Raw genomic sequence first — 23550 nt, 5'->3', positions numbered from 1 at the left:
GCGTGGGAACGATCGAATCTCTGGCTCCAATCGCCCAGCCCAGCGCCCTCGCCACAGGCTAGATCGTACGGCGCACTTTTCCTGGTGCTTGCCCATAAATCTCCTTGAACTTCTTGCTGAACGCCGCCTGGGATTGGTAACCGACCTGCACGGCAATATCGCTCAAGCCCAAATGTGAATGGCTGAGCAGACTGAACGCCAACTCCATGCGTATTTGCGTCAACAACACCCAAGGCGATACCCCGGCCACGCGAACGAACGTTCGCATGAAGTTCGCGCGGGACATGTTCGCGAGGTCCGCCAGGCCTTGGATCGTCCACTCGTAGGCCGGATCTGCGAGCATCGCCTGCCAGGCTCGGCCCAGACGTTTATCGCCCAACAGCGCCAGCGAGCCGCTGTCCTGGCCGTGATTTGCCAGATGCGCACGCAGAATAAGCGTGAACAAAGCCTGGGAAAGCGCATCGAGCAGAAAACGGGCACCGACCTTGGCCTCATCGGCTTCCGCACGAATGACTTCCACCAGCGCGGGTAGCGGACCGTTGGCCGGCAACGCGCCGCTGGGGATGACCAGGTATTCGGGCAGGGAGGCAAACAGCAGTGAGGCCCGATTGAAGTGAAAGTCGCCACACAGCATGTCCAGTTCGGCACTGGCGTTGCCAATACGATGGACCGGCAGCGCGCCACCTGTGACGAGTTTCGGTGAAGTTGGCGCCACTGTTTTCCCAGGGCTGTGCATCAGGTGTCGCGCACCACGGGGCAACAGCAGGATGTCACCTGCGCGCATGGGCAAACGCTGCCCATCGGGAAACTCCACCCGGCACTCTCCCGCCAACACGATGTGATAGGGCGCCCTGCCCAAGGCTTGCTGTTCATGATCCAGAGCCCAGTCACCCTGGAATTGACAGCGTAGATCCAGACTGCCGCGAACATTGGCCAGGCTGATGAGTCGATCGATCGCATTCATTTGAGAGCATCGCCAAAAAAACTGAGCGGATTGAACAAAATCGACCCGCGCCGGAGTGAAAAACTGAGGGCGTCGAAACAGTACACCCAACCCACTCAGGAGTTAATGCCATGTTCAATAACTGGTCTGAAATGTTGCCCACCATTCAAAAAGCCTTTGGCGCGCTGGGCAAGAGCAACCCGAAAATGGTCAAGGCCTACATGGCCCTTGGGGAGGCCGCCAGCGAAAACGACGTACTCGATGCCAAGACCCGCGAGCTGATTTCGATTGCCGTCGCGGTGACCACCCGCTGCGATGGCTGTATCGCCGCGCACACGGACTCGGCGATCAAGGCTGGGGCGAGCCGCGAGGAAGTGGCCGCCGCCCTGGCAACCGCGATCTCGCTGAATGCAGGTGCCGCGTACATTTACTCGCTGCGTTCGCTTGAAGCCTATGACACGTTGAAAAACCGCGCGTGACGCCACGCAACGTCAGGCCCCGGCACTGCAAAGTCCCGGGGCTTTTGCCCGTTTTATGGAAAACAGCCAGTTGATTGTGCTAAACCTTCTGATCGTTCGATGCCGGCTTGCTGGCAGTCAACTGTCCTGACAACCGCTTAAGGGAATGATCATGAGCCTGCACGGCGATTACGATCCGCAGAACATCTTCGCGCTAATCCTTCGTGGCGACGCGCCGTGCTACAAGATTTACGAAGACGCCGATGTACTGGCCTTTCTGGATATCTTTCCTCAATCGCGCGGCCACGTCCTGGTGATTCCCAAAGCGTCCCAGGCCCGGAATATTCTTGATGTCGAGCCTGCGGCCCTCGGCGCGATGATGTCTGCCGTGCAGCGGCTCACACGGGTCATCGTGGACGAGTTGAAACCCGATGGTGTGCAAATCGCGCAGTTCAACGGGGCTCCGGCCGGGCAAACGGTCTACCACATTCATGTACACATCGTCCCTCGCTGGGAGGGCGAGGAGGCGGGCATACATGGGCGGGGCAAGGCCGACCCCGAGGAGCTCAAAGTGCTGCAGGCACGTCTGGTCGAGCGCATCCGTGCAGAGGGCTAGCGCTGGCCCGATCCTGACGTAGGTAGAGAGTCAGTACACGGTTTTCTTGAAAGGGCGGGTGACCACGCCCGTGTAAAACGCCAGGATCGCGAGGCCTTGCACCACGACAGCGGCAATCACGATAGCGACGATGGCCTGGCTCGGTTCGGCAAAGACTGAACGGACTAGGCCGAAGAATGCTGGAGCGAAGGCATAGGTGGCTTGACTGATTGCGACCATCAGCGCAATCACCCTGGCGGTCTGTTCGCGGCTGAACTCAGTCTGGGCGATCAACGGCGGCAATGAAGTGGCGTTGCCGATTCCCGAACCGATCAACACCACCGCCACCCAGGCGACCGCCGGATGGATATCCAGGCCCAGGAGCATCAGTGTTCCAAGCATCTGAATCCCATAACCCAGGCAGGCCAGTTGACGGCGGTTGACGCCTTGGGTCATCAGGCGTGCGGCCACGTAACGCCCGCCCATGGCGCTGGCGGTGGCCAGGCCCATGGCGAATGAGGCGTCATGGGCGCCCATGCGTCCCGCCAGAATCGAATACAGGTGGGCGATCAAGCCTATTTGGGCGAACAACCCCAGGGACATGCCCGCTGCCAAGGAACGGAAACTGGCCGATTTGAGGGTTTGCGCCGCAGTCCAGGGTGTGGCGCTCGTGCCAGTCGCTATCGGTTCTGGTTGGTCGGCATTGTCCGGATGTTGGCCGAGGCTTTGAGGGCTTTTATTGAACACCAGAAAGGCGAAGCAGCCGAGCAGCACCACGGCTGCGAGGCTGATCACCAGCGCCGCCGTGGCAAAACCAAAACGCTCGATCAGCAACACCCACAACGGCGAGAAAATCACCCCACCCATGCTGGCGCCGTTGTAAGCCTTGCCCAAGGCTTTGGGCCGCTCCTTGATATACCAGGGCGCGATCAGGGTGTTAACGGCAGCGGCGCCTAATGTCACCCAACCGATGCCCGAGCAGATGGCCCCGGCATACAGCACCCATAATTGGCTGGCCTGAGCCCAGATATTCACCCCGACCCCCAGCACCACGCTGCCCAGCAGGGTAACGGCCGGTACACCGAAGCGCGCGTAGAGCCTTGGCAGGTTGGCGATGACCAGGGTGCCGCTGAGAAAGTGCAACGTAACGGCCGCCGACACCTGGGCCACCGGCCAGCCGGTGCGATCCATCACGGCCTGCATGTAGATCGGCGGTCCATAGAAACCGACCCCCCATCCGATCATTGCCAGGATGAATGTGCAGGTCAGTACGGTCTTTCCAAAAAAACGGGTGGGTTTCATTGCCATCTCCTCCATGTGGGCTCACAGGTTATGCACCTGAGGCATCGCTCACTTCGAGGAGGGTCAAACTATGGATGTCGCTGCTGCCAATACTTTTTAATCCCACACCCGGTGCCAGGTTCAGCGCACGCGCGTGCGGCTCTGCTCCGCCAGGTCCAGCGCTTTTTGCATGTCCAGTCGAGCCGAACGCCCCACGTCCTTGTCGTTAAGCTGATAGCTGCGCTCCGACGGCAGGATAGGGGCCGTGAGGTCCTCGCCATCCATCCGTTCAAAATCGTGATTTTCACCGATGGTCATGGCGCTGCGCCGGAGCAGCATGCGTAGCTGCTCGGGCTGAAGTTGCGGGTTGATGGACAGCATCGCCGCCAGCAAGCCCGCGACCATGGGCGTGGCATAGGATGTGCCGCAATGCACTGCGCCGTTTTCGCCGGCGCGGGCGGTTGAGGCGTGGGCGCAAGCGGCGGCGGTGATATCCACGCGCATGTCGATGTTCGAGGAGCTGCGCTTGACCGCATAGCCCGGGTCATCGACGGCAGCTCCGGCGCGCTCGCTGCGCTGGTGCCCGCCGACCACCAGCAGTTGTTCGGTGATGAACGAAGAGGGCAGGCGGTATTCATCGCTGCCCGAGAACGAAGATCCGTTGCCGGCGGAGTTCACCACCACCACGTCGGGATGCTCCTTGCGCAGCCACAGGAAAAACTCTTCCAGCAGTTCCTCGTAACCGCTCATGGCGATGCCTGAGCGCAACAGCGAGTCCACCTCATCACCCTTGACGTTTTTCGCGCCAACGCGGTGAATGCCCCAGCTCCAGTTGAGCACCCGCACGCCGTCCTCCACAAGGTTGACCGAGGCGGCGATGTTGGCGGTGATCCCGGCATCGGAGTTGCGCTCGACAATGACTTCGAAACCACCGCTGGCTTTGTCCAGCCCCCGGAGAAAACCGGTGTTTCCACCGTCATCCCAGCGTGCGGCGAGAATGCCGGCGACGGTGGTGCCGTGGTTGTCTGGCGTATTCGCATCGCGCGCATAGACGCAGGTGCGCGGCATCGAGCAGCCGCCGAGGTAGTCGGCGAAATCGGCGGTGTCGAAATCCACGTTACGTTCGATCAGGCCGATGCGCACCGGTTGTGGCGGGGTGGGCGGTTGCCGCGCGGGAATGCGCCGCTGGTAGTAGTTCACCGCGTCGAGAAAGCGGTTGGCGGCCCATTCATCGGAGTCCAGGGCCGGCTTCTTCGGCTCTTCAGGGTGGGAGCTGGCTTGCTCGGCCTCTTCTGCCGCCGACTCCTCGATCACCACGGCATCGACACTGGTCTCGCTGCCCATCCGTAGCACCAGCGCGTCGCGCTGCACCAGATCCTTGGCCGGTAGCCGAAGCTGATACAGGTTCAGGGGAGCAATACTGCCGACGACCTTGGCGCCGTATTTTTGGGCGAGACGCTCAGCTTCCTGGCGCCCATCGTGATTCTCCTCGATCAACAGGCTCACCAGATCGACGTAGGTGCTCAAGCCGTCCATGTTCTTCGCCACTTCGTCCGGCCCGGCGGCCAATACGTGACTGTTGCGCAGGCTCAGCCAGGCTGCATTGCTGACGCGCTGCCCGTCTTCCAGCCAAATAGGGCCGCTCTGATAGGCGGCGCTGTCCAGGCGCACGCGCAGGTTTTGCCCTTCGCGTTGGACAATGAGCGCGGGTAGCGTTTTTTCACCGAGTTTCAGTTGTGGCGTTTGAGTATCCAAGCCATGCACCGTCAGGCACCAGTCCTGATGCTGGCTCTGCAGCAGGTCACCGCAGCGGTCCAGGCGTTCCAGACGCAGCGGTTCTTGTGCGGCGGCCGCCGTGCTGGCGGCCAACGTGAGCAACGTAGCGAGGACAGCAGATCGTAAGGACATGAGTCAGGTTTCTTTGCCGAGGGGCCTGGTGTTCCGACTGCCCCGTGGCCTGTTTCGTTCAGCGCGAACAGCAACGGTGACTGACTCACAGCATCCGGGGAAAAAACCGTTTCATCTGATCTGCTCGCCGAGGATTTCACCCTGAATTCTTGCCGCATCGCGTGCCGGGGGCAGTCCGAATACTCGTGCGTAATCGCGACTGAACTGCGTAGCGCTTTCGTAACCGACCTCCAATGCCGCGCTGGTAACGCTTTTGGCATGGGCAACCAGGAGTGTCCGAGCCTGAAGCAAACGCACTCTTTTTTGGTACTGCAGAGGGCTCAGCGCGGTCACGGCTTTGAAGTGACGGTGAAAGGCCGAAACGCTCATCGCAGCCCGTTGTGCCAGCGCTTCCACCCGAATGGACTCGGCAAATTCCCGGCGAATGTACTGGATCGCGAGGCTGACCCGAGCCATGGCGCTATCGGGTGCTGCGATATCACGCAGCATCCAGCCGTGAGGGCCTTGTAACACCCGGTAGAGGATCTCTCGTTCGTAAACGGGGGCAAGGGCCGCAATGTCTTCAGGCCGGTTCATCAACCGCAGCATACGGACCCAGGCATCCATCAACTCGGGCGTGACTGAGGCTACCGAAAAGCCCGCATCCTTTTCGTATTGGCCGACAGGCTTTGGCAGGTCGGCGAGCAAAGTTGCCAGGACCGCCGGGTCGAGTGTCAGGCTGACCGCCAGGTAAGGCTCGCCGGACGCAGCAGGATGGACTTGGCCGACCGCTGGCAATTCGATGGACATGACGAAATAGGTCGCAGGGTCATAGTCCAGCGTACGGTCGCCGATGGTCATTGACTTACTGCCTTGCAGAATCAGATTGATCATCGGTTCGTAAACGGCGGCCAGCAAATGCGCCGGGATTTCACCCTGGACCATGGCCAGGCGCGGTATGCCCGTTTCCGTGCGGCGGTTCTCGGCCCGAGCAGCCAGGGCGCGCAGTTCATTGAGTGGGTTGGTCATGGGGCCATCTGAACGCAGGCGGATGCGTCCACGCAAGCAAAAAGCAGAAACAGGCAGGATTCGAGCAGGAACGGCTGCGCTCGCTACCAAGGCGATGGTTACTGTGGTGACTCAACTCAGTGACAGTGGCGCAGCGAATGAGCGTGATCGCCATGCTGCTGTCCGAAGAAGGACGCTGGATCAATGCTCAGACGATCGAAGTCGCGGGCAGCTACAACATCTGAATAGCGAGGCTAGCGCATGCTTGATCATATTTTTATCTCAGTCAGCGACATTGAGCGTTCCATCCGTTTCTACACCGCGACACTGACCCCGCTGGGCATTACCGTGCGACTTGATTACGACGGCAAGGACGGACCGCCAGGCCACCCGGATCTCAAGGGCTTCGGCGCCAATGGGCGGATGTTCTTCTGGTTGCGCGAGGGCGTGGTCGAGGGGCGAGCCGTGCATGTCGGTTTCGTGGCGAGCAGCAAGGCCGAGGTCAACGCGGCGTATGCGGAGGCCATGGCCAGTGGCGGCCGCGACAACGGCGCCCCCGGCGCACGTCTGCATTACGACCCCGATTACTACGCAGCCAATGTCCTTGACCCGGATGGCTACAGCCTCGAATTCGTCTACAAGAACTGGCAGCACAATCAATGAAAAAATTAATGATCTACGGCGCGACGGGCTACACCGGGCGCATGGCTGCCGAGCATGCCAAAGCGTTGGGGCTGGAATTTGTCATCGCCGGACGCAATGGCGAAAGGTTGCAGGCTCTGGCTGCTCAACTGAACGTCACGTACCGAGTGTTCAGCCCGGATATACACGCAGCACAATCCCTGGAAGGCATCAGCGTGCTGCTGAACTTCGCCGGGCCTTTTGCACAGACAGCGCACGCCCTGATGCAGACCTGCATCAAGGCTGGGGTCGACTACCTGGACATCACCGCCGAGATCAACGTCTATCGGCAGGCCGAACAGCTTGGCGCACAGGCCGTCCAAGCGGGTGTCATGTTGCTGCCCGGCGTCGGCTGGGACGTGGTGCCGACAGACTGCCTGGCCATGCATATCGCCCGTCGTGTACAGGATCCGCAGTCGCTGAAGGTGGCGCTGCAGGTCGCAGGCTCCATGTCACGGGGATCGGCTTTGAGCGTCAGCGAGATCATCGGCGCGGGGCTCTTGGCGCGGGTGGACGGATTACTGGTGGCAACACCCGACGCGCAGCCTCAGCACTTCGACTTTGGCGATGGCCCGGCACTGTGCGCACCGCTGTCCTTCGGTGATCTGATCACCGGGTGGCATTCCACCGCAGTCCCCAATATCGCCATGTTCGTGAATATCACCGGTGATGCCTTTCCCGAAGGCGACCTGTCACAACTTTCCGACGGCCCAAGCGTTGAACAACGTGAGGCCAACCGCGCCCGCGCCGTGGCAGAAGTCACAGGAGCTGACGGCACGGTGGCGCGTTCAATGATCGAGACCGTCAACGGCTACACCTACACCCCCCTGGCGGCTGTGGAGGCGGCGCGGCGGGTACTGGACGGTGAGCGGCGGGCAGGCTTTGAAACCCCGGGCCGGATGTTCGGTGTCGGTTTCGCCGAGACGATTGCAGGGACGACAATCACTGATTTATAGGGGTACAACGGTGGCGGGCCGGCTAGAGACAAGCTTTACCTTCAGCAGGCCTATCGCATCGATACTCAACCCCAGCGGCCCTTCGGTGAATCCGGATTCGTAATTGACTTGAAAGCCCTGCGCCCATTCATGTTCATTTGTCGTTTCTATCGTCGACTCACGTCGCACTTGAGTCCGAGACACGTGCCGTTCGCACAAATAACGCGTGCACCTTCTCCCAGAAATTCCCCCCGAGTACAAAAAAGCTGCCAATCAGCATGACGTCACCCAGCAATTGGGCCTGCCAGAGGTTCGGTCTGAGACCTGGCCAGAAGGCATCGACGTAAGGCTCGAGGAATGAGGAGATCAACGGCAAGCAGAACATCACGATGCCGATTCGATGACGAACCGGGCCAACTTCGTCCTTCATGGAAGGCACAAGCCCGGACACGTAACCGACCAAGCTGCCCTTCAACTGCTGGAAGCCGGCCTTGCCCATGACGGCGATGACGAGAATCAGCAGGACTTTGTTGCTGATAAACAGGACCCCAGTCAGCGCTGCGATCTTTGATCCAGGCACATCGAGCGCCGCCGCGACCGGCACCATCAGCCAGGAGCCTAGCATCAGACAAATGATGGCTATACCCAGTTTGAAGCGCCATTTAGCGGTATGGGGGGAGTTCATGGCTGCCGTACCTTTTTGACTGGTCTTATCAAATGTAACGATGCTTGAAGAGCTTAGCAGTCTGCGGGCGATCAGGCGTCTATGCTCCTGTAATCTTCCTTGACTGGAAAAAACGCATGCATCTGACGCGATCGGGCCAACTGCTAGTGTTTGGAGTGCTCGGCTTGAGCGGCTGCGTGCGCCTGGGGCCAGACTTTCAGTCACCGAGGGAGGCGTGGCCAGGACACTGGACAACTCCTGCCCTTGAGCAAGTCAGCCAACGCAGCCGGGCCCCGGACTTTCGTCAATGGTGGCAAGTTTTCGGCGACCCGATCCTCAATCGTCTGATTGCCGAGGCGGATGCCAACAATTCAGACCTTAAAGTTGCCGGTCTGCGGGTGATTGAGGCACGGGCCCAGTTGGGTATTGCCCAAAGCGGGCGTTACCCACAACTGCAGCAGGCCAGCGCCGACAGTCTGTACTTCAACCGTCAGCAATCCGGCGGAAGTAGTCCGCAAAACAGTCATTTCTGGCAATACAGTGCGGGGTTCGACATTGGTTGGGAACTGGACTTCTGGGGGCGCTTCAGTCGCGCCATTGAATCATCCGATGCCAGGTACTTCGCCGCCCAGGCCAATTTCGAAGACGGGCTGGTTCTGCTGCGCGCCCAACTAGCCAGTACTTACTTTTCGCTGCGTACCACCGAAGCACGTTTGCGCGTGGCCAAGGAAAACGCCAAACAGCAAAAGCGTAACTTCGAGATAACCGAGAAGCTGTTCAAGAGCGGCCAGAATGCAGAGCTCGACCTGCAACAAGCCAGAACCCAATACCTGGGCACCCTGAGTACCATCCCCAACTTCGAGGATCAGGTTCTGCGTACCCGTAATTCGTTGGCGGTACTGATTGGACGGCCGCCCGGCGCTCTGCCGCAACTGGTCGAAAATGAAGGATGGATTCCGCTGGTGGACCGTACCGTGCTGCAGGATGTACCGGCCAACCTGCTGCTGCGCAGGCCCGACGTGCGTGCCGCTGAACTCAATGTCGCGGCCCAGTCGGCCCTGATCGGCGTGGCCGAAACCGATTTCTATCCGTCGCTGACCTTGCTGGGCAGCATCGTTTGGACGACTGATACGCTCAATGGCACCCCCAGGAGTCTGGACCTGATCGGTGGCCCGAGTCTGCGCTGGAATCTGTTCGACCACGGCCAGATCAGTAACAACGTGCGCGTCCAGGATGCGCGGTTGCAGCAACTGATCGAAGGGTACCGCGAAAAAGTGCGCCAAGCGGCACGCGAGGCAGATGACGCAGCCAATGGACTGATCAAGTCCCTGGAGCGCGAAGCAATCCTGCGTGAGGCCGAAGTCGCCGCCAAGCGATCACTGGTGCTGGCCAACGCCCTGTATCGGGAAGGGTATTCGGACTTCCAGCGGGTGCTCGACTCGCAACGCGCACTGCTGGAGCAACAGGACAATTACCTGGTCAGCCGAAGCAATGCCGTCAGCAATGTGATTGCCCTATACAAAGCGTTGGGCGGCGGTTGGTACAGCGTCCAACCGAAAGTCGCCCCGGCCACCCGCCAGCAAATGGAAGGGCGCACGGACTGGGGCAACTTGCTGGATGAGCCTTCAGCAGCGGAACCGAAAAAGGTCAACAAACATGAGTGAAGCCGCGCAGTCTTCCACCGATGCCTCTTCCCCCGAGGCGCCAGAACCGCCAGTTGAATCCGGCTCAAAAGGCATCAAGTGGGTACTGATCTTGATCACACTGAGTCTGGTCTGGTACTTGTTGGCTGACCGCTTTACGCCTTATACGCAACAGGCTCGAGTCGGTGCCTTTGTGATACCGGTGGCTGCGGAAGTGGCTGGTCGAGTCATCCGCGTCAACGTGCGTAACAATCAGGACGTCAAGGCGGGAGACGTGCTGTTCGAAGTGGATCCTCAGCCATATCAGATTGCCGTCGACCGTGCGCATGCAGATCTTGAGTCCACCCGTCGACAGATCGGTGCCAGCACCGCTGGCATAGCCGCGGCACAAGCCAATTTGCGAGCGGCCCAGGCGAATGAACTCAAGGCGCGGCAGGACAACCAGCGGCTCGAGGGTTTGTACCGCGAAGACCCAGGCACCATTTCCGTACGCTTGCTCGAAGTATCGCGCGCCAACTACCAACAAGCGCTCAGCCAGGTCGCCGCCGCCCGTGCCGAGGTCCAGCGCGCGCGCGAGCAAGAAGGTGGCAGTGCGGAAAACAACGCTTTGCTGCGCAGCGCCGCCACCGCGTTGTCGAAAGCTGAACTCGACCTGGCTAATACACAGATTCGCGCACGTTCGGCAGGTTTGATCACCGATCTACGCACCGACGCGGGGCAGTTCGCAGCCATCGGCAGCCCAGTCATGACCCTGATCGCCATCCATGATGTGTGGATCAGCGCAGACATGACCGAAAACAACCTCGGTCTGGTCAAGCCCCAGACAGCGGTGGCGATCGTCCTGGATGCATTGCCAGGCGAAGTGTTCGACGGGCGTGTACGCAGTGTCGGCTACGGCGTCAGCGTGGGTCCGACGACAGCGCCCGGTACATTGCCAACTGTGCAGAACAGCCGGGACTGGCTTCGTCCGGCACAGCGTTTTCCGGTGATCATCGAATTTTCCGAGGATTCAATGGCCAGGCTGCGTGACACTCGCGCGATACGTGCCGGTGGCCAAGCCGAGGTCATGGCTTTCCCCGCTCAAGGCAACCCGCTGAATCCACTGGGCCGCATATTTCTGAGGCTGATGAGTTGGCTGTCTTATGTCTACTAAGCGGACGCCGAGGACTCAGCGGGCGTTGCGCCTGGCTACAGGCACCGCGCTGTGCTTGGCGGTCAGCTTCGGCGTGGCCTTGCCGATTCCCTTTATCGCGCCTGTGCTTGCGGTACTTTTGATCGCCACCCTCAATCGTCCGTTGCAACTCAAGGCCGGACTGACACTGGCCCTGGTCGCGATGTTGACCACCGGTGTCGGCCTATTGCTTATCCCAATCCTGCGCTACTACCCGTTCAGCGGCGTTCTCCTGGTTGGCGTGAGCCTGTTCCTGGTTTTTCGATTGGGTCTGCGTGGCGGCAATAACCTGATCGTCACGTTTCTGGTGATTGGCCTGACCATGATCTCCTCAGCTGGCTTCGTCGATTTTGACTTGGCGATGATGATCATCGGTGCATTGGTTAAAGGCTTGATCCTCGCTGTCATCGTGCTGGCGATAAGTCATTGGCTGTTTCCCGAGTCAGCCAATACTCCGTCACCACCTGCGGCCCCGGCCTTGCGGGCGGAAGACGTCGACAGGGTTGCGCTACGGGCAGCGCTGATTGTATTACCAGCGTTTCTGGTGGCCCTGATTGATCCGGCCACTTACCTGCCCATTGTCTTGAAAGCGGTCAGCCTGGGTCAGCAGAGCTCCACAACGACGTCGCGTAATGCCGCTCGAGAATTGATTGGCTCGACCTTGTTGGGAGGCCTGCTGGCGGTGTTGTTCTGGTGTGCACTGAGTCTCTTTGTACACCTATGGATGTTCTTCCTTTGGATGCTGCTGTTCGGCCTCGTGCTGGCGCGCAAGCTATATGGGATAAGCCCTACACGGTTAAGCCCAGGGTTCTGGCTCAACAGCCTGATCACCCTGATTATTCTGCTGGGCCAGTCGGTTCAAGACAGTATTGCGGGCAAGGACGTCTACACGGCGTTTGCCGTACGCATGGGATTGTTCATTCTCGTGACGCTGTATGCCTGTCTGATGGTTCATATTCTGGATCAGCGACAACCAAGAAGATTCGTATATTCAGGTGCCTATCAGAAAATTATCGCTCTACGGCGACGCATTTGATCTCCACGAGAAGGCCAGGTTGAGCCAGTTCACCGACACCTATGCATGTCCATGCACAAGTGCTTCTGGGAAAGACTTCATCCTTCACGCGTCTAAAAATTGGCATGTGGCGGTGCATATCGACGTGATAAGTTGTCATTTCGACGACATCTTCAAATTCGCAGCCACCGGCTTCCAAGACGAGTCGGAGATTGTCCCATGCTGCCAAAAACTGCTGCTCAGGGTCTTCGATAACTGATAACTCCGGCGTCCGGCCTACCTGACCAGCGCAGTAAAGAGTTTTCCCTACCTTTACAGCTGGTGCATAACCGGCATGCTCGCAGAGCAATCTCATGCCATCTGGAATAATGATTTGGCGATCAGTCATGGTTGTGGTGCCCAAAGTATGAACGGATACGAAAGCTAACCCAGGTGCCAGAGCGGCGCCCTCGATCGACGCAAAAAGCACGAGCGGGAATCGTTATTGACCAGCAGCATTTCAGGTCTTGGTCCACTTATATGCTTGCTTATTAGTCAACCATGATCGCGTCGTCATCACCTTGAAATATCTCTGCGTAAAGCCGAGCGACTTTAGGCGTGAGGTTTTGAACGGAGGGAATCAGGAAGTCCGAGGGGGGAGCGAGTCGTTTTACGTAGATGACTTCGTAAACCCTGCGCACGGTTCCAGGCTCTGTTTCTTCTTGGTCGAAGCCAGGCATTATGCCTACGGCTTTGTAACCTGAGTGCTCCAATGCTTGTTGCATATACGAAGCGCTGGTTGTGGCCATGCCATAGATCAAACCCGCGCCCATGAACGTTCCCATTTTTTCTCCCAGGTCTTGGGCAGCAATGGCCAGTCTTGTCTGTCTATGAGGTTTGGCTACCGCGCCCACTCGCCCGAAGATGACATCAGCGCCGTCAATTTTTTCCCACGTTGCTATGGCGACAATGTCATGGTTCTGGCGAATCACGATAGCGAATATTCCCCGCTCCAGATTACCTTCGAACACCACGTTGTCTGCATAAAATTGTCGGTCCAGGAAGTGGCTTCCAAGCCCCACCGAAATGGAGGGAAACCATGTACGGAAAAAATCTATCGCGACATCGATCTCCTCGCATTTCAGGTAATCCCATGTGTAGCCAGAGGGCAAAACAGTAAAACTGCGAATCTGATCGATCGTTGGCCATTTCATGTGGTTTTCTCGTTGCGGTTGTCTGATTGCTTCTGGGAAGGGAGGCTTTTTCAGGCCTGAGGGGTAGCGTCCTTGCCGAGTTGCTGGTCATGCCTGGCCGCGAATTGTCTGTGACGATCGACTACTTCGCTGATGACAAACTGCATCAGCCTCTGAACGAAGGCCGTATCCAGCCTGGCCGCCTGGGCGAGTGCTGTCAGACGTTCGTATTGCTGCTGCTCTCTGTTCTCGTCTACCGCAGGCAACTGATGTCGAGCTTTGAGTAAGCCGATCTCATCAGTACAGCGGAACCGTTCAGCGAGCATGTGGATGAGTGCGGCGTCGATATTGTCGATGGTTTGTCTAAATGCCGAGAGTTGACGCGTGATGTCGGAATTCTCCATGGATGACCTCGTGGCAGTTGTTCTAAGGGGCTTGTCTGTATCCATCCTTGGTCTCTTGATGATTGGACTGAGAACCTCAGCAGGTGCTTTACTCGGGATCGGGCATGCTCAACGATTTTTCCAGCCACTGCGTGACCACCTTGAAAGCCGAATCTGAATTGCGTTCATAGATCAATCCGTGGCCATTGCCGTGAATACCCAGTGCCGGTAGATCCAGGTGGTGAATGTTGGCACCGGCATTTCGCAGGAAAGGGACGATGCTGGATGCGTAAGAAGCAAACGCTGATGTCTCACCTGTCACCAGCGCTACCGGAACGCCCTGCAATCCGGGAATTTTCAGGGTCGATGGTTCTGCTGTGCGGACTTGCTCCGGCGTCTTGCGAGGCGGATCGAAGGTCAGAGGGGCGGCGGTCAGTCCCCAGTCGAGGCTGCCTATACCCGGAGTGTGGCCAAATACCGGACCCATAGGCTCCACCGCTACAATCCCTGCGATCAGGTCGGGTCGACGATCGGCGACCAACCAGCCACTGGGCCCGGAAGCGGAATGCGTAACGATGATCGCCTTACCGATTCTGTCGAGCAGTTCGGTCAATCGATCGGCGTCGAGGGTCTGCGAAGCTGCGAGGTCAGCCGGCATAGGACCGTAGGCTGCAATGAAGGCGTCAAACGCTGCTTCGTCATCCGGCTCAAACGGCCATTGCGTTTCTCCGCCTCCCTCTGGAAAGTAGACTTCGCGGGCGCGCTCATAGGAAAACGCTGGCCCCATCGGCCCCATGATGTCGGGATGATAGGGTGATCGCCCGTGACCCGGTCGGTCGACGCGAAGGACTACGAAGCCCGCTTCGACGAACCGCTGCGCCCATCCCGGACGACCGTCGGGGGTATCCAGCCATTCGGTGCCCTGCAGCGTGCCACCATGCACCAGCACCACGGGATAGGCTTGAGTGATGTGCTCGGGGGATTCCCAGGCTACGTACATCGGACCCTTCTGGAAGCTTTTACCGTTCTGTGTAATGCGGGCTCCGGTCACCCAGAAGTTGCCACGCCGCGAGCGTTTTACCGGCGCGGTTCGCCAGGGTTGCGCGGCATGATCGGTTGATCGGGTAACAGTCTGCGTAGCAAAAGCCGACCAGTCCTTATCCCCGTCTCCCCAGGCTATCGCCGACATCATTTTCGATCGCGATAAGTGATGGCCAGCCCGGACGAGCAGTGTAATGATCGCTCTGCCCATGCTTCCCACACCGATAAAACCAATCTTCATTTGCAGCCCCCGGTTGGTGTTTCGACGAAGGTGAATGCAGACAAGTATGTCGGGCGTGGGATTGCTACGGCACTGCCATTGCTGCACTCTCACTGTTCATTTTTGTACGGGGTAGAGCATGGACTGGAGTGATGTGCGGGTCTTTCTCGCGATTGCCCGCAGTGGGTCATTAGGCGCTGCCGCCAAGCTGTTGGGTGTAAGTCATCCGACCGTGGGGCGGCGCTTGCAGGTGCTTGAACAGTCCAGTGGCCAACCTATTTTTCTGCGTACCACCCAAGGTCTGGTGCTGACCGGCAGCGGAGAAAAGTTGTTCAGCCTGGCGCAGGAAATGGAGCAAAGTGCGTTGGCCATCGAAAGGCGCCTTGCGGGCGACAGCGCACAGCCAGAAGGTGTGTTGCGCATTTCTTGCGCTGACTGGTTCGCCTGTTATGTGCTGGCCCCGGTCCTGAACGAACTGGGACGACGTTATCCGCTGATCGTGCCCGAGGTCATCGCCGGGCATCGATTGTTTGACCTGGCTCGCCGCGACGCCGACATCGCGTTTCGAATCGTTCCTTTCACCGAACCCGATATCGTTCACCGCAAGCTGACTACCCTGAGCTATGGGTTATATGCAGCCGTCGGATCTGCTGACCCCGAACCACAGGGCGACGGGCTTGGTTTGATTACCATGAGTGTGGCTCAGTCTCATTATCCTGACGTGCAATGGCTGCAGCAGCGATACCCTCTGGCCCGGACCGTGTTTACCAGTAGCAGCCGCACCGTCCAGGCACAGATATGCGCGCAAGGGCAGGGTGTCGCCGTATTGCCCCGTGCCCTGGGCGACCAGTTAACAGCGTTGCGGTTGATTGATCTGCATGAACCGCCACCGGGCCGCGACATATGGATGGGCTACCACCAGGACATGCGCCAGATGGACAGCCTTCGTGCCCTTGCCGACCTTGCTTCCATCATGATTGGCAATCAGGCCGCCGGTTGACTCACTCTGCTTGGCGCAAGGCCGCCGTTTGCAGCTCTGCGGCAGGTTGGCGTGCCAGGGTAAGACTTAGCCCCGCGCCCACCGCCAGGCACGCCGCGATGCAGAGTATGGAGACGGTGAAGGCGTGGGTGATGGCCGCCGCGTCCGTATCCGTACCCAGAAGGGTGTAGAAAATGCCGCCTATTATTGCGACGCTCAGTGACGTGCTGATTTGCAGGGTGGAGCTGGTAATGCCCGCAATCATGCCGGAGTACGCGGGCGCCACACGTCCTGTGATCATGCGCATCAATGTCGGAAGGGCCAATCCTTGTCCGAAACCGATCAGAAAGAGAATGACGGCAAGGGGCAGCGCAGCGGGACTAATGGTCATCGGCGTCTGTGCCACGAGCCAGGCCATTAGTACAAACCCCAACACTTCCAGCCCCATTCCGAAGGGGTTCACGTAATCCCCGAGAAAACGCCGGAACTGATGGGTAGCGAGCGGTCCCAGCAGAAATCCCGCGCCGAAAGGAAGGAAGACCAGACCTGCACTGAGTGGGCTCGTATGCAGTGCTCCCTGCAGATAAATGGAAAACAGCAGGAAAAACACGCCGATGGCGTAAAAGGTCAGGGCGACGAGCAACGCCCGGCCCAGACCAGGCGCGCGCAGTGCGGAAGGATTGAGCAACGGTGCGCCTTGCGCTTGATGCAAACGGGCTTCGTAGTGCCAGAACAGCCAGGCCAGCAGCGGCACCGCCGCAAGCGACAGCCAGGCCGACAAAGGCCAGCCCGCTTCACGCCCCTCGATCAGTGGAACGATCAGAGCCCCAAGCGTCACCATGGACAATAGCGTTCCGCCCAGATCCAGCTTGCTGGTCTGTTTCGCGCGGGTTTCCTTGACCACGGGAATGGCGATCAGAACGACCAGCACCGCAATCGGTAAATTGACCAGAAATATCGCCCGCCACCCCAAGTCCATCAGGTTGAGCGATATTAATATCCCGCCAAGTGCCTGGCCGACGACGGATGCCAGGCCAAAGACCGCGCCATAAAGGCTCAGGGCCAAGGGCTTTTCGGACTCGGGGAATATAGCCTGCACTGATGCGAGTGCCTGGGGCGCCATGACCGCTGCCGTCACGCCTTGCAGCGAACGTCCGGCAATCAGCATCCAGGGTGACTCGGCGACACCGCAGATCAGTGAGGCGACGGCAAAGCCAATCAGACCAACGAAGAACATTCTCATGCGGCCAAAGATGTCTCCAAGCCGTCCGCCGGTGATCAATGTCACGGCATAAAGCGCCGCATATGAAGAGATGATCAACTGTTCGGCAGAGGAGGCCGTGCCCAGCGAATCCTGAATTGAGGGCAGCGCTACGTTGACGATGAAAAAATCCAGCGGCGGTAAAAACGCACCGACCAACAAGATGGCGAACATCAACCAGCGCCGGGGTTCCGGGGGGGCGATTTTTGTCTGAGGCATAAGATCTCCTTCCTGGAACCCTTCGGTTCCAGAATATTCTCGATTGCGGGTCATGCTCTGAATCAGCTGGCTCCAATCTAAACGATCAAACCTTCGCTTACGCCTCACATAATTGAACGGCCAATGTTCATTTATGGCAGTGCCGCTCAACGCCTGATTCCTCTCAAAATGGTCGCACTGTGGTTCCAGTCGAGCCACACAACCGAGACTGAGGAGTCAGATATGTCAGGTAAATTCGCTGATCAGGTGGCAGTGGTCACCGGCGCATCCACCGGGATCGGGTTTGCGATTGCGAAGGGTTTAATTGCCGAGGGAGCCAAACGCGTATACATCACCGGGCGTTCTGCTGCCACGCTGGAGGTGGCGGTGGCAAAGCTCGGCGATAGAGCGGTCGCGGTCATTTCGGATGTCGCCAGCCAGGCTGATCTCGATAAGCTCAAGGCAACGATCGAGGCCCGCAACGATCAATTGGATTCCGTATTCGCCAATGCGGGTATTTGCGAAAAAAATCCGCTGGGCGAGACCACTGAGACGGATTATTTCAACATGTTCGACATTAACGTGAAGGGCGTCTTTTTCACCGTGCAGACGTTGATGCCGTTGCTGAAAAATGGCGCTTCGATCGTGTTGACGGCCTCTATCTGCTCGAGCAATGGCATGGAAGGACTGAGTCTCTACAACGCATCCAAGGCTGCAGTTCGTTCCTTCGCCAGGACTTGGGCCAACGAGCTCAAAGGTCGCAAGATTCGAGCGAATGTCCTGAGCCCTGGCTTCACCCGCACCCCTCTGATGGATAACGGTTTGAAGATGAGCGAGAGCGACATTGCCGCGCTGCGTCAGCACGTCGAGCAGATCACTCCGCTGGGGTATATGGCCCAACCTGAAGAAATCGCCTCGTCGGCGCTGTTCCTCGCATCCGCCGATGCGAAATATGTCAACGGTGTGGAGCTGATGGTCGACGGCGGCCTGTCGCAGATCTGAGCACTTGCTCAACCGTAGGGCAGCCCTCGCAGAGGGTTGCCTTTGTCGCTTTTGCGAAGCCTCAGCAGGAAACCTCATCATGAACGTTGAAGAATTGACCACCCGACTGGACGCACTGGAAAGTCGCGCCGCCATCGAGTCGCTGATCAGCACCTACGCCAATGCCTTCGACCGCATCGACGCCTCGCTCCTGAGCGGTATCTGGCACGAAGAGTCGACACTGGATCTACCGGGTTTCGGCCAAGCCGGAAACCGTGACGAAATACTCGCGATGGCGCAAAACAGCTGGCGCCAGATGCCACATATGCACCACTGGATGGCCAACCCGTTGATCGAAATCAAAGGTGACAGCGCGGTGGGTACGGTGGCTGCGGATTGCCTGTTCCATGACATTGAAAAAGGCCCGGTTCAAGTCAGCGGGCTGTACTACGACAGGTTTGAACGTCGGGACGGAAAATGGGCGTTCCTGTCACGTCGTTTTGAACTGCACTTCCTGACACCGTTAAATGATTGGGTACCCATAGCCGGCGAAGAAAAGTATGCGCCGGTTGAGCATCAGAGCCTGAGCAAGCCCTCAGAAAGTTGACCTGCTCGCATGACCCTCAGTGAGGGCAGTGAACGACAAGCACTGCCCGTTGATATCGTTCAAGCTCCAGGGAATGACAGCGAAAAACGGATAATCCCAGGCTTTGGCTGTTCGACACGCACGTGACCTCCATGCAGTTGCATGATTGCCACGACGATGGCGAGGCCAAGGCCGTAGGAGTCGGAGTTCTGGTGGCGAGACGCATCGCCGCGATAAAAGCGATCGAAGAGTTTGCCCAGGGTTTCGTCGCTCAGCACAGGCCCTTGGTTCTCCACTTCAATCCGTGCACCGCCTTGGGTTTCCATCACCCGCATGAGAATCTCGGAGCCCTCGTAGGCGTAGCGAATCGCGTTCGCTACCAGGTTGCTCAAGGCTCTGCGCAGCAGCAAGGGGTCAGCACGCACGTTGCCATCGCCTGTTATCTGAAAGGTCATTCGCCGCTCTTCAGCCAATCCTTCAAAATATTCAGCAATGCGCTGTGATTCGGCATGCAGCGATAGTTGCTGGCGCTCCACCACTGCTTGCGCTTCATCGGCGCGCGCAAGGAACAAGATGCTTTCGACTATGCGCGAGATCCGTTCGAGCTCTTCAAGGTTCGAAGCAATCAGTGCCTGGTAGTCGTCCTCGCTGCGGCGCTGGCGAAGGGCGACCTGGCAATGCCCCATGAGCGACCCAACCGGCGTGCGGATTTCATGGGCAAGGTCAGCGGAAAACTGCGTCAATCGCTGATAGCCCTGGGCAAGGCGATCGAGCATCGCGTTATAGGCGTCACTCAGCTGTTGCAGTTCAACCGGCGTATCGGCACTGTCCATGCGGCTGTGCAGACGCTCGGGTGTTATGGCTGCCGCATGGGCGGCCATTTTGCGCAACGGACGCAGCCCTCGACGCAGTACCAGGTAACCCAGCAACGCTGTTGCCAGAAAAGCAAGGGCAACGGCCAGGTAGATACGCTCGCGATACGCCGCGAGCATAGCCATTTCCTTGCCCATGAGGTGCGCTGCCGTCAGTCGGACTTCACGTCCACCCGAGGTCGTGACGACGGTCGCGGCGCGCAGCATTGTTCCCGAGTCGGTCACGCCGCTGCGCAGGTCACTGACGCTCAGCTTTGTATCCTGGCCGATCACCGGCAGTTCAGGCAGCGTGACGTTGAGTGGATTTACCTGGATTATCGGTTGCTGCCCCGGCTCTTCAATGATGAAGATGTCGTCTTCGCTGTCGAGCATGTTCTTGAAAATCTGCGGGCTGTCGCGCAGCTTCTCGATGGCGAGCTCGTAGTGCAGCAGCTTGCGAAAATGCTCCAGACGGCCCATGACCGCATGATCGCTGTATACCAATACCGAGGCTTTCATCGTCTGATACAGATAAACGCCCGCACCGGCCACGGCCAGCATCGCTACCATGGAAAACGCCACGGTCGATCGCAGGGTCAGAGAGGGTTGGCGTCGGGACCGCATGGCCTCACCTCGCAGACATAGCCGATACCGCGAATGGTATGGATCAGCTTGATCGGGTAGGGATGGTCGACCTTGTTGCGCAGGCGCTTGACCGCCACGTCCACCACATTGGTATCGCTGTCGAAATTCATGTCCCAGACTTCCGAAGCGATCTGTGTCCTGGACAGCACATCGCCTGCCCGACGCAGAAACAGATGCAGCAGGGCAAACTCCTTGTTGGTCAGCATGATCAATTGCTGTTGGCGTGTAACGCGGCGACGAACCAGGTCCAGCTCCAGGTCGGCGAGGTGGAAATGGTCGGCTTCGCGCACTACACCGCGACGCAAAATGGTGCGGATGCGTAACAGCAGTTCGGTAAACGAAAAAGGTTTGACCAGGTAATCATCGGCGCCCAGTTCCAGGCCGCGAATACGGTCATGCAACTGGTCGCGCGCGGTGAGGAACAGCACGGGTACGTCTTGTCTGGCGCGTAAGAGCTCAATGATCTGAAACCCGTCAATCCCGGGCAACATCACGTCCAGCACGATCAGGTCGTAGGGTGTATGTAAGGCCATGTGCAGGCCGTCGGCGCCATGCTGGGTCCAGTCAACGTTGTAACCGGACTCGCCGAGCCCTTTTTTGAGGTACTCACCTGTTTTGGTGTCATCTTCGATCAGCAGGATGTGCATCGTGAGGCGCGCTCGGGTCTCTTCATGAAGGGGTTCAGCCAGCGACATTGGTATCTCGGCTGTGCAGTGTAACGAGATGAGCCGGGGCAGTCGGTTACATTTCTGTCATTCATGGGTATGGGCTGGCGAATGACAGAAATGTCATTCGGCGGTCATCGTGACGTACCGGTCTGCGGTCGAGGATGGCGACACATCAACCCATGAGGAATCGTCGCCATGCAACTCAAACACGCCCTGTCTACCACATTCGGTTTGTTGATGCTCAGCGCTGCCGTCATTGCCACCGCGGCCGACATGCCGGTCATCAAACCGTTGCGCGGTACGGTGGAGAGCGTCAGCAACAACACGCTGACATTCACTGTCCGCTCCGGCGCCCAGCAGACTATCGGACTGACAGACAAGACCGGTATCAACCGGGTATCGAAGGCCAATATCGACTCGATCAAATCCGACAGCTTCATTGGCTCGGCGGCCATCCCGCAGGCCAACGGAACATTGAAGGCGCTGGAGGTCACGGTATTCGACGCCAGCCTCAAGGGCAGCGGCGAAGGTCATTACGGCTGGCAGAACGCGGATGGCAGCACAGGCACCATGACCAACGGCACCGTGGGCAAATTGTCCAAAGCTGACGGCCGCACATTGACCGTCAACTACAAGGGCGGCGAGAAACAAATCGTCGTACCGGATGATGTGCCAATCGCCTACGTCGAGCCAGGCAAAGCCGATGAACTGGTCAAAGGTACGAAAATTGTCGTGTTCCCCGCCGCAGATGGCACCACCGCACGCGGCATCGCGGTCGGCAAGGATGGCTTCCAACCACCGATGTAATCACCTGAAAAGGCAGGGGCGCTGCCGTTTGGCAACGCTCCTCTACATGGATGGTTCGCAAGGGGAAACACGTGAGACAGAAAAAGCTTCATCCCTGGCCGGTTCGCCTCACCCACTGGCTCAACGCCGCCTGCATGGTCTGCATGTTCATGAGCGGTTGGGCCATTTACAACGCCTCGCCACTGTTCGACTTCAGGTTTCCGGTGGCGGTGACCGTGGGTGGATGGCTGGGTGGGGCGCTGGCCTGGCATTTCGCATTCATGTGGCTGCTACTGATCAACGGCTCAATTTATATGCTGTATGGGTTCGCCAGTCGGCATTTCCAACGCCAGTTGCTGCCCATCGGGCTTGCCGCGTTGAAGCATGATTTGACGGATGCATTGTGCTTTCGGCTGGTGCATGAAAAGGGTGTCTATAACGCAGTACAGCGCCTGATGTACTGGATGGTACTGGCGGCAGGCGTGCTCGTCGTCATCTCGGGCGTGGCGATCTGGAAACCCATTCAACTGCAAGAGTTGGTCGCGCTGCTGGGCGGCTATGACGTTGCTCGTTATGTACATTTCGGGGCGATGGCGATGATTGCTGCATTCGTCGTGATTCATCTGGCCTTGGTGATTTTGGTACCGAAAACCCTGCTGCCAATGATTACGGGTGGAGTGCGGTCTCTTGATACCGGGAAAAATGGCCATGACTGAATCCAGAAAAAGAACTGTTCAGCGCGTCAGGCTTGAGCCTGCGCAACAACTTGAACTGGAGAACATTCAACGCCGCCATTTCCTTCGTGCCGGTTTGACCGTGGGCGCGATGTCGATGCTGACCGGTTGCAACCTGCAGGACGGCGATCAGGTCGACAAAGTTCTTTGGGCCATGTCGCGCTGGAACGATCGAGTCCAGGCCTGGCTGTTCAGCGGACAGAAACTGGCGCCGACCTTCACCGGCGCGCAGATCACTACGCCATTTCCGTTCAACGCATTCTATAGCCAGGACGATATCCCTGAAGTCGACTTGGCAAGTTACTCGCTCGCCGTCTCCGGCCGGGTCAGGGACAAGGCGCCATGGACACTCGAAAGCTTGCGCAGACTGCCGCAACGTAGCGACATCACCCGGCTGATCTGTGTTGAGGGATGGAGCGCGATCGGGCAATGGGGAGGCGTACCGCTCAAAACCTTCCTGGAACACATCGGGGCCGACACCACAGCGAAATTTGTCGGTTTCAAATGTGCTGATCGTTATTACTCCAGTCTGGACATGCCAACGGCCTTGCACCCGCAGACACTACTGGCACTGGATTACGCTGACGTCGCGTTGCCGCCCGAGTACGGCTATCCCCTCAGGGTTCGAGTACCCACCAAGTTGGGCTTCAAAAACCCCAAGCATGTTGTCGAGATTTTCGTGAGCAACGACAACCCGGGCGGATATTGGGAAGACCAGGGATACAACTGGTTCAGCGGGATCTGATGACGAACAAACCGGAACA

At 58.5% G+C, this 23550-nt stretch carries 26 protein-coding genes and 1 pseudogene; 14 read left to right on the top strand and 13 right to left on the bottom strand.

The window, feature by feature from the left end; all coding sequences use genetic code 11:
- Nucleotides 1-58 precede the first annotated feature (58 nt).
- Entirely contained in the window at nucleotides 59-964 is a 906-nt protein-coding gene (locus AC3I65_RS14365) for an AraC family transcriptional regulator (RefSeq protein ID WP_188250787.1), read from the bottom strand.
- Nucleotides 965-1074: 110 nt separating this feature from the next.
- Between AC3I65_RS14365 and AC3I65_RS14360 the strand changes: the two genes are divergently transcribed.
- Together AC3I65_RS14360 and AC3I65_RS14355 are read left to right on the top strand one after the other, a co-directional pair.
- Nucleotides 1075-1422 (top strand): carboxymuconolactone decarboxylase family protein, encoded by a 348-nt coding sequence (locus AC3I65_RS14360; protein ID WP_047225688.1) that lies wholly within the window; start codon nucleotides 1075-1077, stop codon nucleotides 1420-1422.
- Between the two features lie 151 nt (nucleotides 1423-1573).
- Nucleotides 1574-2017, top strand: a complete 444-nt coding sequence (locus tag AC3I65_RS14355) for an HIT family protein (RefSeq protein WP_139049899.1) — start codon at nucleotides 1574-1576, stop codon at nucleotides 2015-2017.
- 30 nt (nucleotides 2018-2047) lie between these two features.
- On the opposite strand, the gene AC3I65_RS14350 is transcribed toward AC3I65_RS14355, so the two are convergent.
- From AC3I65_RS14350 to AC3I65_RS14340, 3 genes are all read right to left on the bottom strand, one after another.
- The gene (locus AC3I65_RS14350) at nucleotides 2048-3298 is read right to left on the bottom strand and encodes an MFS transporter (RefSeq protein ID WP_107322323.1); all 1251 of its coding nucleotides are present in this window, start codon (nucleotides 3296-3298) and stop codon (nucleotides 2048-2050) included.
- Nucleotides 3299-3418: 120 nt separating this feature from the next.
- Nucleotides 3419-5185, bottom strand: a complete 1767-nt coding sequence (locus tag AC3I65_RS14345; RefSeq protein ID WP_488523905.1) for a S8/S53 family peptidase — start codon at nucleotides 5183-5185, stop codon at nucleotides 3419-3421.
- A gap of 111 nt (nucleotides 5186-5296) precedes the next feature.
- Nucleotides 5297-6193: an AraC family transcriptional regulator gene (locus AC3I65_RS14340; RefSeq protein ID WP_173406892.1), complete on the bottom strand. Its 897-nt coding sequence runs from the start codon at nucleotides 6191-6193 to the stop codon at nucleotides 5297-5299.
- A 143-nt stretch (nucleotides 6194-6336) separates the two neighbouring features.
- Between AC3I65_RS14340 and AC3I65_RS14335 the strand changes: the two are divergent.
- The 3 genes and pseudogenes from AC3I65_RS14335 to AC3I65_RS14325 all read left to right on the top strand — a co-directional run.
- Nucleotides 6337-6417: pseudogene (locus AC3I65_RS14335) on the top strand (3-oxoacyl-ACP reductase); the annotation flags it as partial.
- 16 nt (nucleotides 6418-6433) lie between these two features.
- Nucleotides 6434-6835, top strand: coding sequence for a VOC family protein (locus tag AC3I65_RS14330; protein ID WP_107322325.1), 402 nt, complete (start codon nucleotides 6434-6436; stop codon nucleotides 6833-6835).
- A complete protein-coding gene (locus AC3I65_RS14325) occupies nucleotides 6832-7809 on the top strand; it encodes a saccharopine dehydrogenase family protein (RefSeq protein WP_488523904.1) in 978 nt (325 codons plus the stop codon). The genes AC3I65_RS14330 and AC3I65_RS14325 overlap by 4 nt, the downstream gene beginning before the upstream one ends.
- Here the strand turns inward: AC3I65_RS14325 and AC3I65_RS14320 are convergent.
- Both AC3I65_RS14320 and AC3I65_RS14315 read right to left on the bottom strand, forming a co-directional pair.
- Nucleotides 7804-7977, bottom strand: coding sequence for an OprD family outer membrane porin (locus tag AC3I65_RS14320; RefSeq protein ID WP_370695161.1), 174 nt, complete (start codon nucleotides 7975-7977; stop codon nucleotides 7804-7806). The two genes, AC3I65_RS14325 and AC3I65_RS14320, sit on opposite strands and share 6 nt — an antisense overlap.
- Nucleotides 7967-8473: a transporter suffix domain-containing protein gene (locus AC3I65_RS14315; protein WP_076384367.1), complete on the bottom strand. Its 507-nt coding sequence runs from the start codon at nucleotides 8471-8473 to the stop codon at nucleotides 7967-7969. The genes AC3I65_RS14320 and AC3I65_RS14315 overlap by 11 nt, the downstream gene beginning before the upstream one ends.
- A 116-nt stretch (nucleotides 8474-8589) precedes the next feature.
- Here AC3I65_RS14315 and AC3I65_RS14310 point away from each other — a divergent pair, with 116 nt between their 5' ends.
- The 3 genes from AC3I65_RS14310 to AC3I65_RS14300 are packed head-to-tail and all read left to right on the top strand — an operon-like array spanning nucleotide 8590 to nucleotide 12302.
- Nucleotides 8590-10116, top strand: coding sequence for a TolC family protein (locus AC3I65_RS14310; RefSeq protein ID WP_488523903.1), 1527 nt, complete (start codon nucleotides 8590-8592; stop codon nucleotides 10114-10116).
- Entirely contained in the window at nucleotides 10109-11248 is a 1140-nt protein-coding gene (locus tag AC3I65_RS14305) for an HlyD family secretion protein (protein WP_487777024.1), read from the top strand. The genes AC3I65_RS14310 and AC3I65_RS14305 overlap by 8 nt, the downstream gene beginning before the upstream one ends.
- Nucleotides 11238-12302, top strand: a complete 1065-nt coding sequence (locus AC3I65_RS14300; protein WP_488523902.1) for a DUF2955 domain-containing protein — start codon at nucleotides 11238-11240, stop codon at nucleotides 12300-12302. The genes AC3I65_RS14305 and AC3I65_RS14300 overlap by 11 nt, the downstream gene beginning before the upstream one ends.
- Here AC3I65_RS14300 and AC3I65_RS14295 read toward each other — a convergent pair.
- The 4 genes from AC3I65_RS14295 to AC3I65_RS14280 form a co-directional block, all read right to left on the bottom strand.
- A complete protein-coding gene (locus AC3I65_RS14295; protein ID WP_419417093.1) occupies nucleotides 12277-12669 on the bottom strand; it encodes a Rid family hydrolase in 393 nt (130 codons plus the stop codon). The two genes, AC3I65_RS14300 and AC3I65_RS14295, sit on opposite strands and share 26 nt — an antisense overlap.
- 142 nt (nucleotides 12670-12811) lie before the next feature.
- Nucleotides 12812-13474, bottom strand: a complete 663-nt coding sequence (locus tag AC3I65_RS14290; protein ID WP_419417092.1) for a hypothetical protein — start codon at nucleotides 13472-13474, stop codon at nucleotides 12812-12814.
- Between the two features lie 50 nt (nucleotides 13475-13524).
- A complete protein-coding gene (locus tag AC3I65_RS14285; protein ID WP_487777022.1) occupies nucleotides 13525-13857 on the bottom strand; it encodes a chorismate mutase in 333 nt (110 codons plus the stop codon).
- A gap of 88 nt (nucleotides 13858-13945) precedes the next feature.
- On the bottom strand, nucleotides 13946-15118 hold the full coding sequence (locus AC3I65_RS14280) for an alpha/beta hydrolase (RefSeq protein WP_488523901.1): 1173 nt from the start codon (nucleotides 15116-15118) through the stop codon (nucleotides 13946-13948).
- Nucleotides 15119-15236: 118 nt separating this feature from the next.
- Here AC3I65_RS14280 and AC3I65_RS14275 point away from each other — a divergent pair, with 118 nt between their 5' ends.
- Nucleotides 15237-16097: a LysR substrate-binding domain-containing protein gene (locus AC3I65_RS14275; RefSeq protein ID WP_419417089.1), complete on the top strand. Its 861-nt coding sequence runs from the start codon at nucleotides 15237-15239 to the stop codon at nucleotides 16095-16097.
- Between the two features lies 1 nt (nucleotide 16098).
- Here the strand turns inward: AC3I65_RS14275 and AC3I65_RS14270 are convergent, their stop codons facing one another.
- Nucleotides 16099-17706, bottom strand: a complete 1608-nt coding sequence (locus AC3I65_RS14270; protein ID WP_488523900.1) for an MFS transporter — start codon at nucleotides 17704-17706, stop codon at nucleotides 16099-16101.
- Nucleotides 17707-17778: 72 nt separating this feature from the next.
- Here AC3I65_RS14270 and AC3I65_RS14265 point away from each other — a divergent pair, with 72 nt between their 5' ends.
- Both AC3I65_RS14265 and AC3I65_RS14260 read left to right on the top strand, forming a co-directional pair.
- Nucleotides 17779-18537, top strand: coding sequence for an SDR family oxidoreductase (locus AC3I65_RS14265; RefSeq protein ID WP_419417087.1), 759 nt, complete (start codon nucleotides 17779-17781; stop codon nucleotides 18535-18537).
- 79 nt (nucleotides 18538-18616) lie between these two features.
- Nucleotides 18617-19123 (top strand): nuclear transport factor 2 family protein, encoded by a 507-nt coding sequence (locus AC3I65_RS14260; protein ID WP_419417086.1) that lies wholly within the window; start codon nucleotides 18617-18619, stop codon nucleotides 19121-19123.
- Nucleotides 19124-19182: 59 nt separating this feature from the next.
- Here AC3I65_RS14260 and AC3I65_RS14255 read toward each other — a convergent pair whose 3' ends face one another.
- Together AC3I65_RS14255 and AC3I65_RS14250 are read right to left on the bottom strand one after the other, a co-directional pair.
- Entirely contained in the window at nucleotides 19183-20577 is a 1395-nt protein-coding gene (locus AC3I65_RS14255; protein ID WP_419417085.1) for a heavy metal sensor histidine kinase, read from the bottom strand.
- On the bottom strand, nucleotides 20550-21245 hold the full coding sequence (locus AC3I65_RS14250) for a heavy metal response regulator transcription factor (RefSeq protein WP_139050535.1): 696 nt from the start codon (nucleotides 21243-21245) through the stop codon (nucleotides 20550-20552). Before AC3I65_RS14250 ends, AC3I65_RS14255 begins: the two co-directional genes overlap by 28 nt.
- Nucleotides 21246-21461: 216 nt before the next feature.
- Between AC3I65_RS14250 and AC3I65_RS14245 the strand changes: the two genes are divergently transcribed.
- Genes AC3I65_RS14245 through AC3I65_RS14235 form a run of 3 tightly spaced genes read left to right on the top strand, consistent with a single transcriptional unit; the run spans nucleotide 21462 to nucleotide 23531 of the window.
- Nucleotides 21462-22073: a hypothetical protein gene (locus AC3I65_RS14245; RefSeq protein WP_109755454.1), complete on the top strand. Its 612-nt coding sequence runs from the start codon at nucleotides 21462-21464 to the stop codon at nucleotides 22071-22073.
- Nucleotides 22074-22123: 50 nt separating this feature from the next.
- Nucleotides 22124-22768, top strand: a complete 645-nt coding sequence (locus AC3I65_RS14240) for a cytochrome b/b6 domain-containing protein (RefSeq protein ID WP_487777020.1) — start codon at nucleotides 22124-22126, stop codon at nucleotides 22766-22768.
- Nucleotides 22761-23531, top strand: coding sequence for a molybdopterin-dependent oxidoreductase (locus AC3I65_RS14235; protein WP_419417082.1), 771 nt, complete (start codon nucleotides 22761-22763; stop codon nucleotides 23529-23531). The genes AC3I65_RS14240 and AC3I65_RS14235 overlap by 8 nt, the downstream gene beginning before the upstream one ends.
- Nucleotides 23532-23550: the final 19 nt, after the last annotated feature.

The organism is Pseudomonas sp. N-1-13, assembly GCF_057787095.1.
This window is presented reverse-complemented; position numbering and strand designations above follow the sequence as displayed.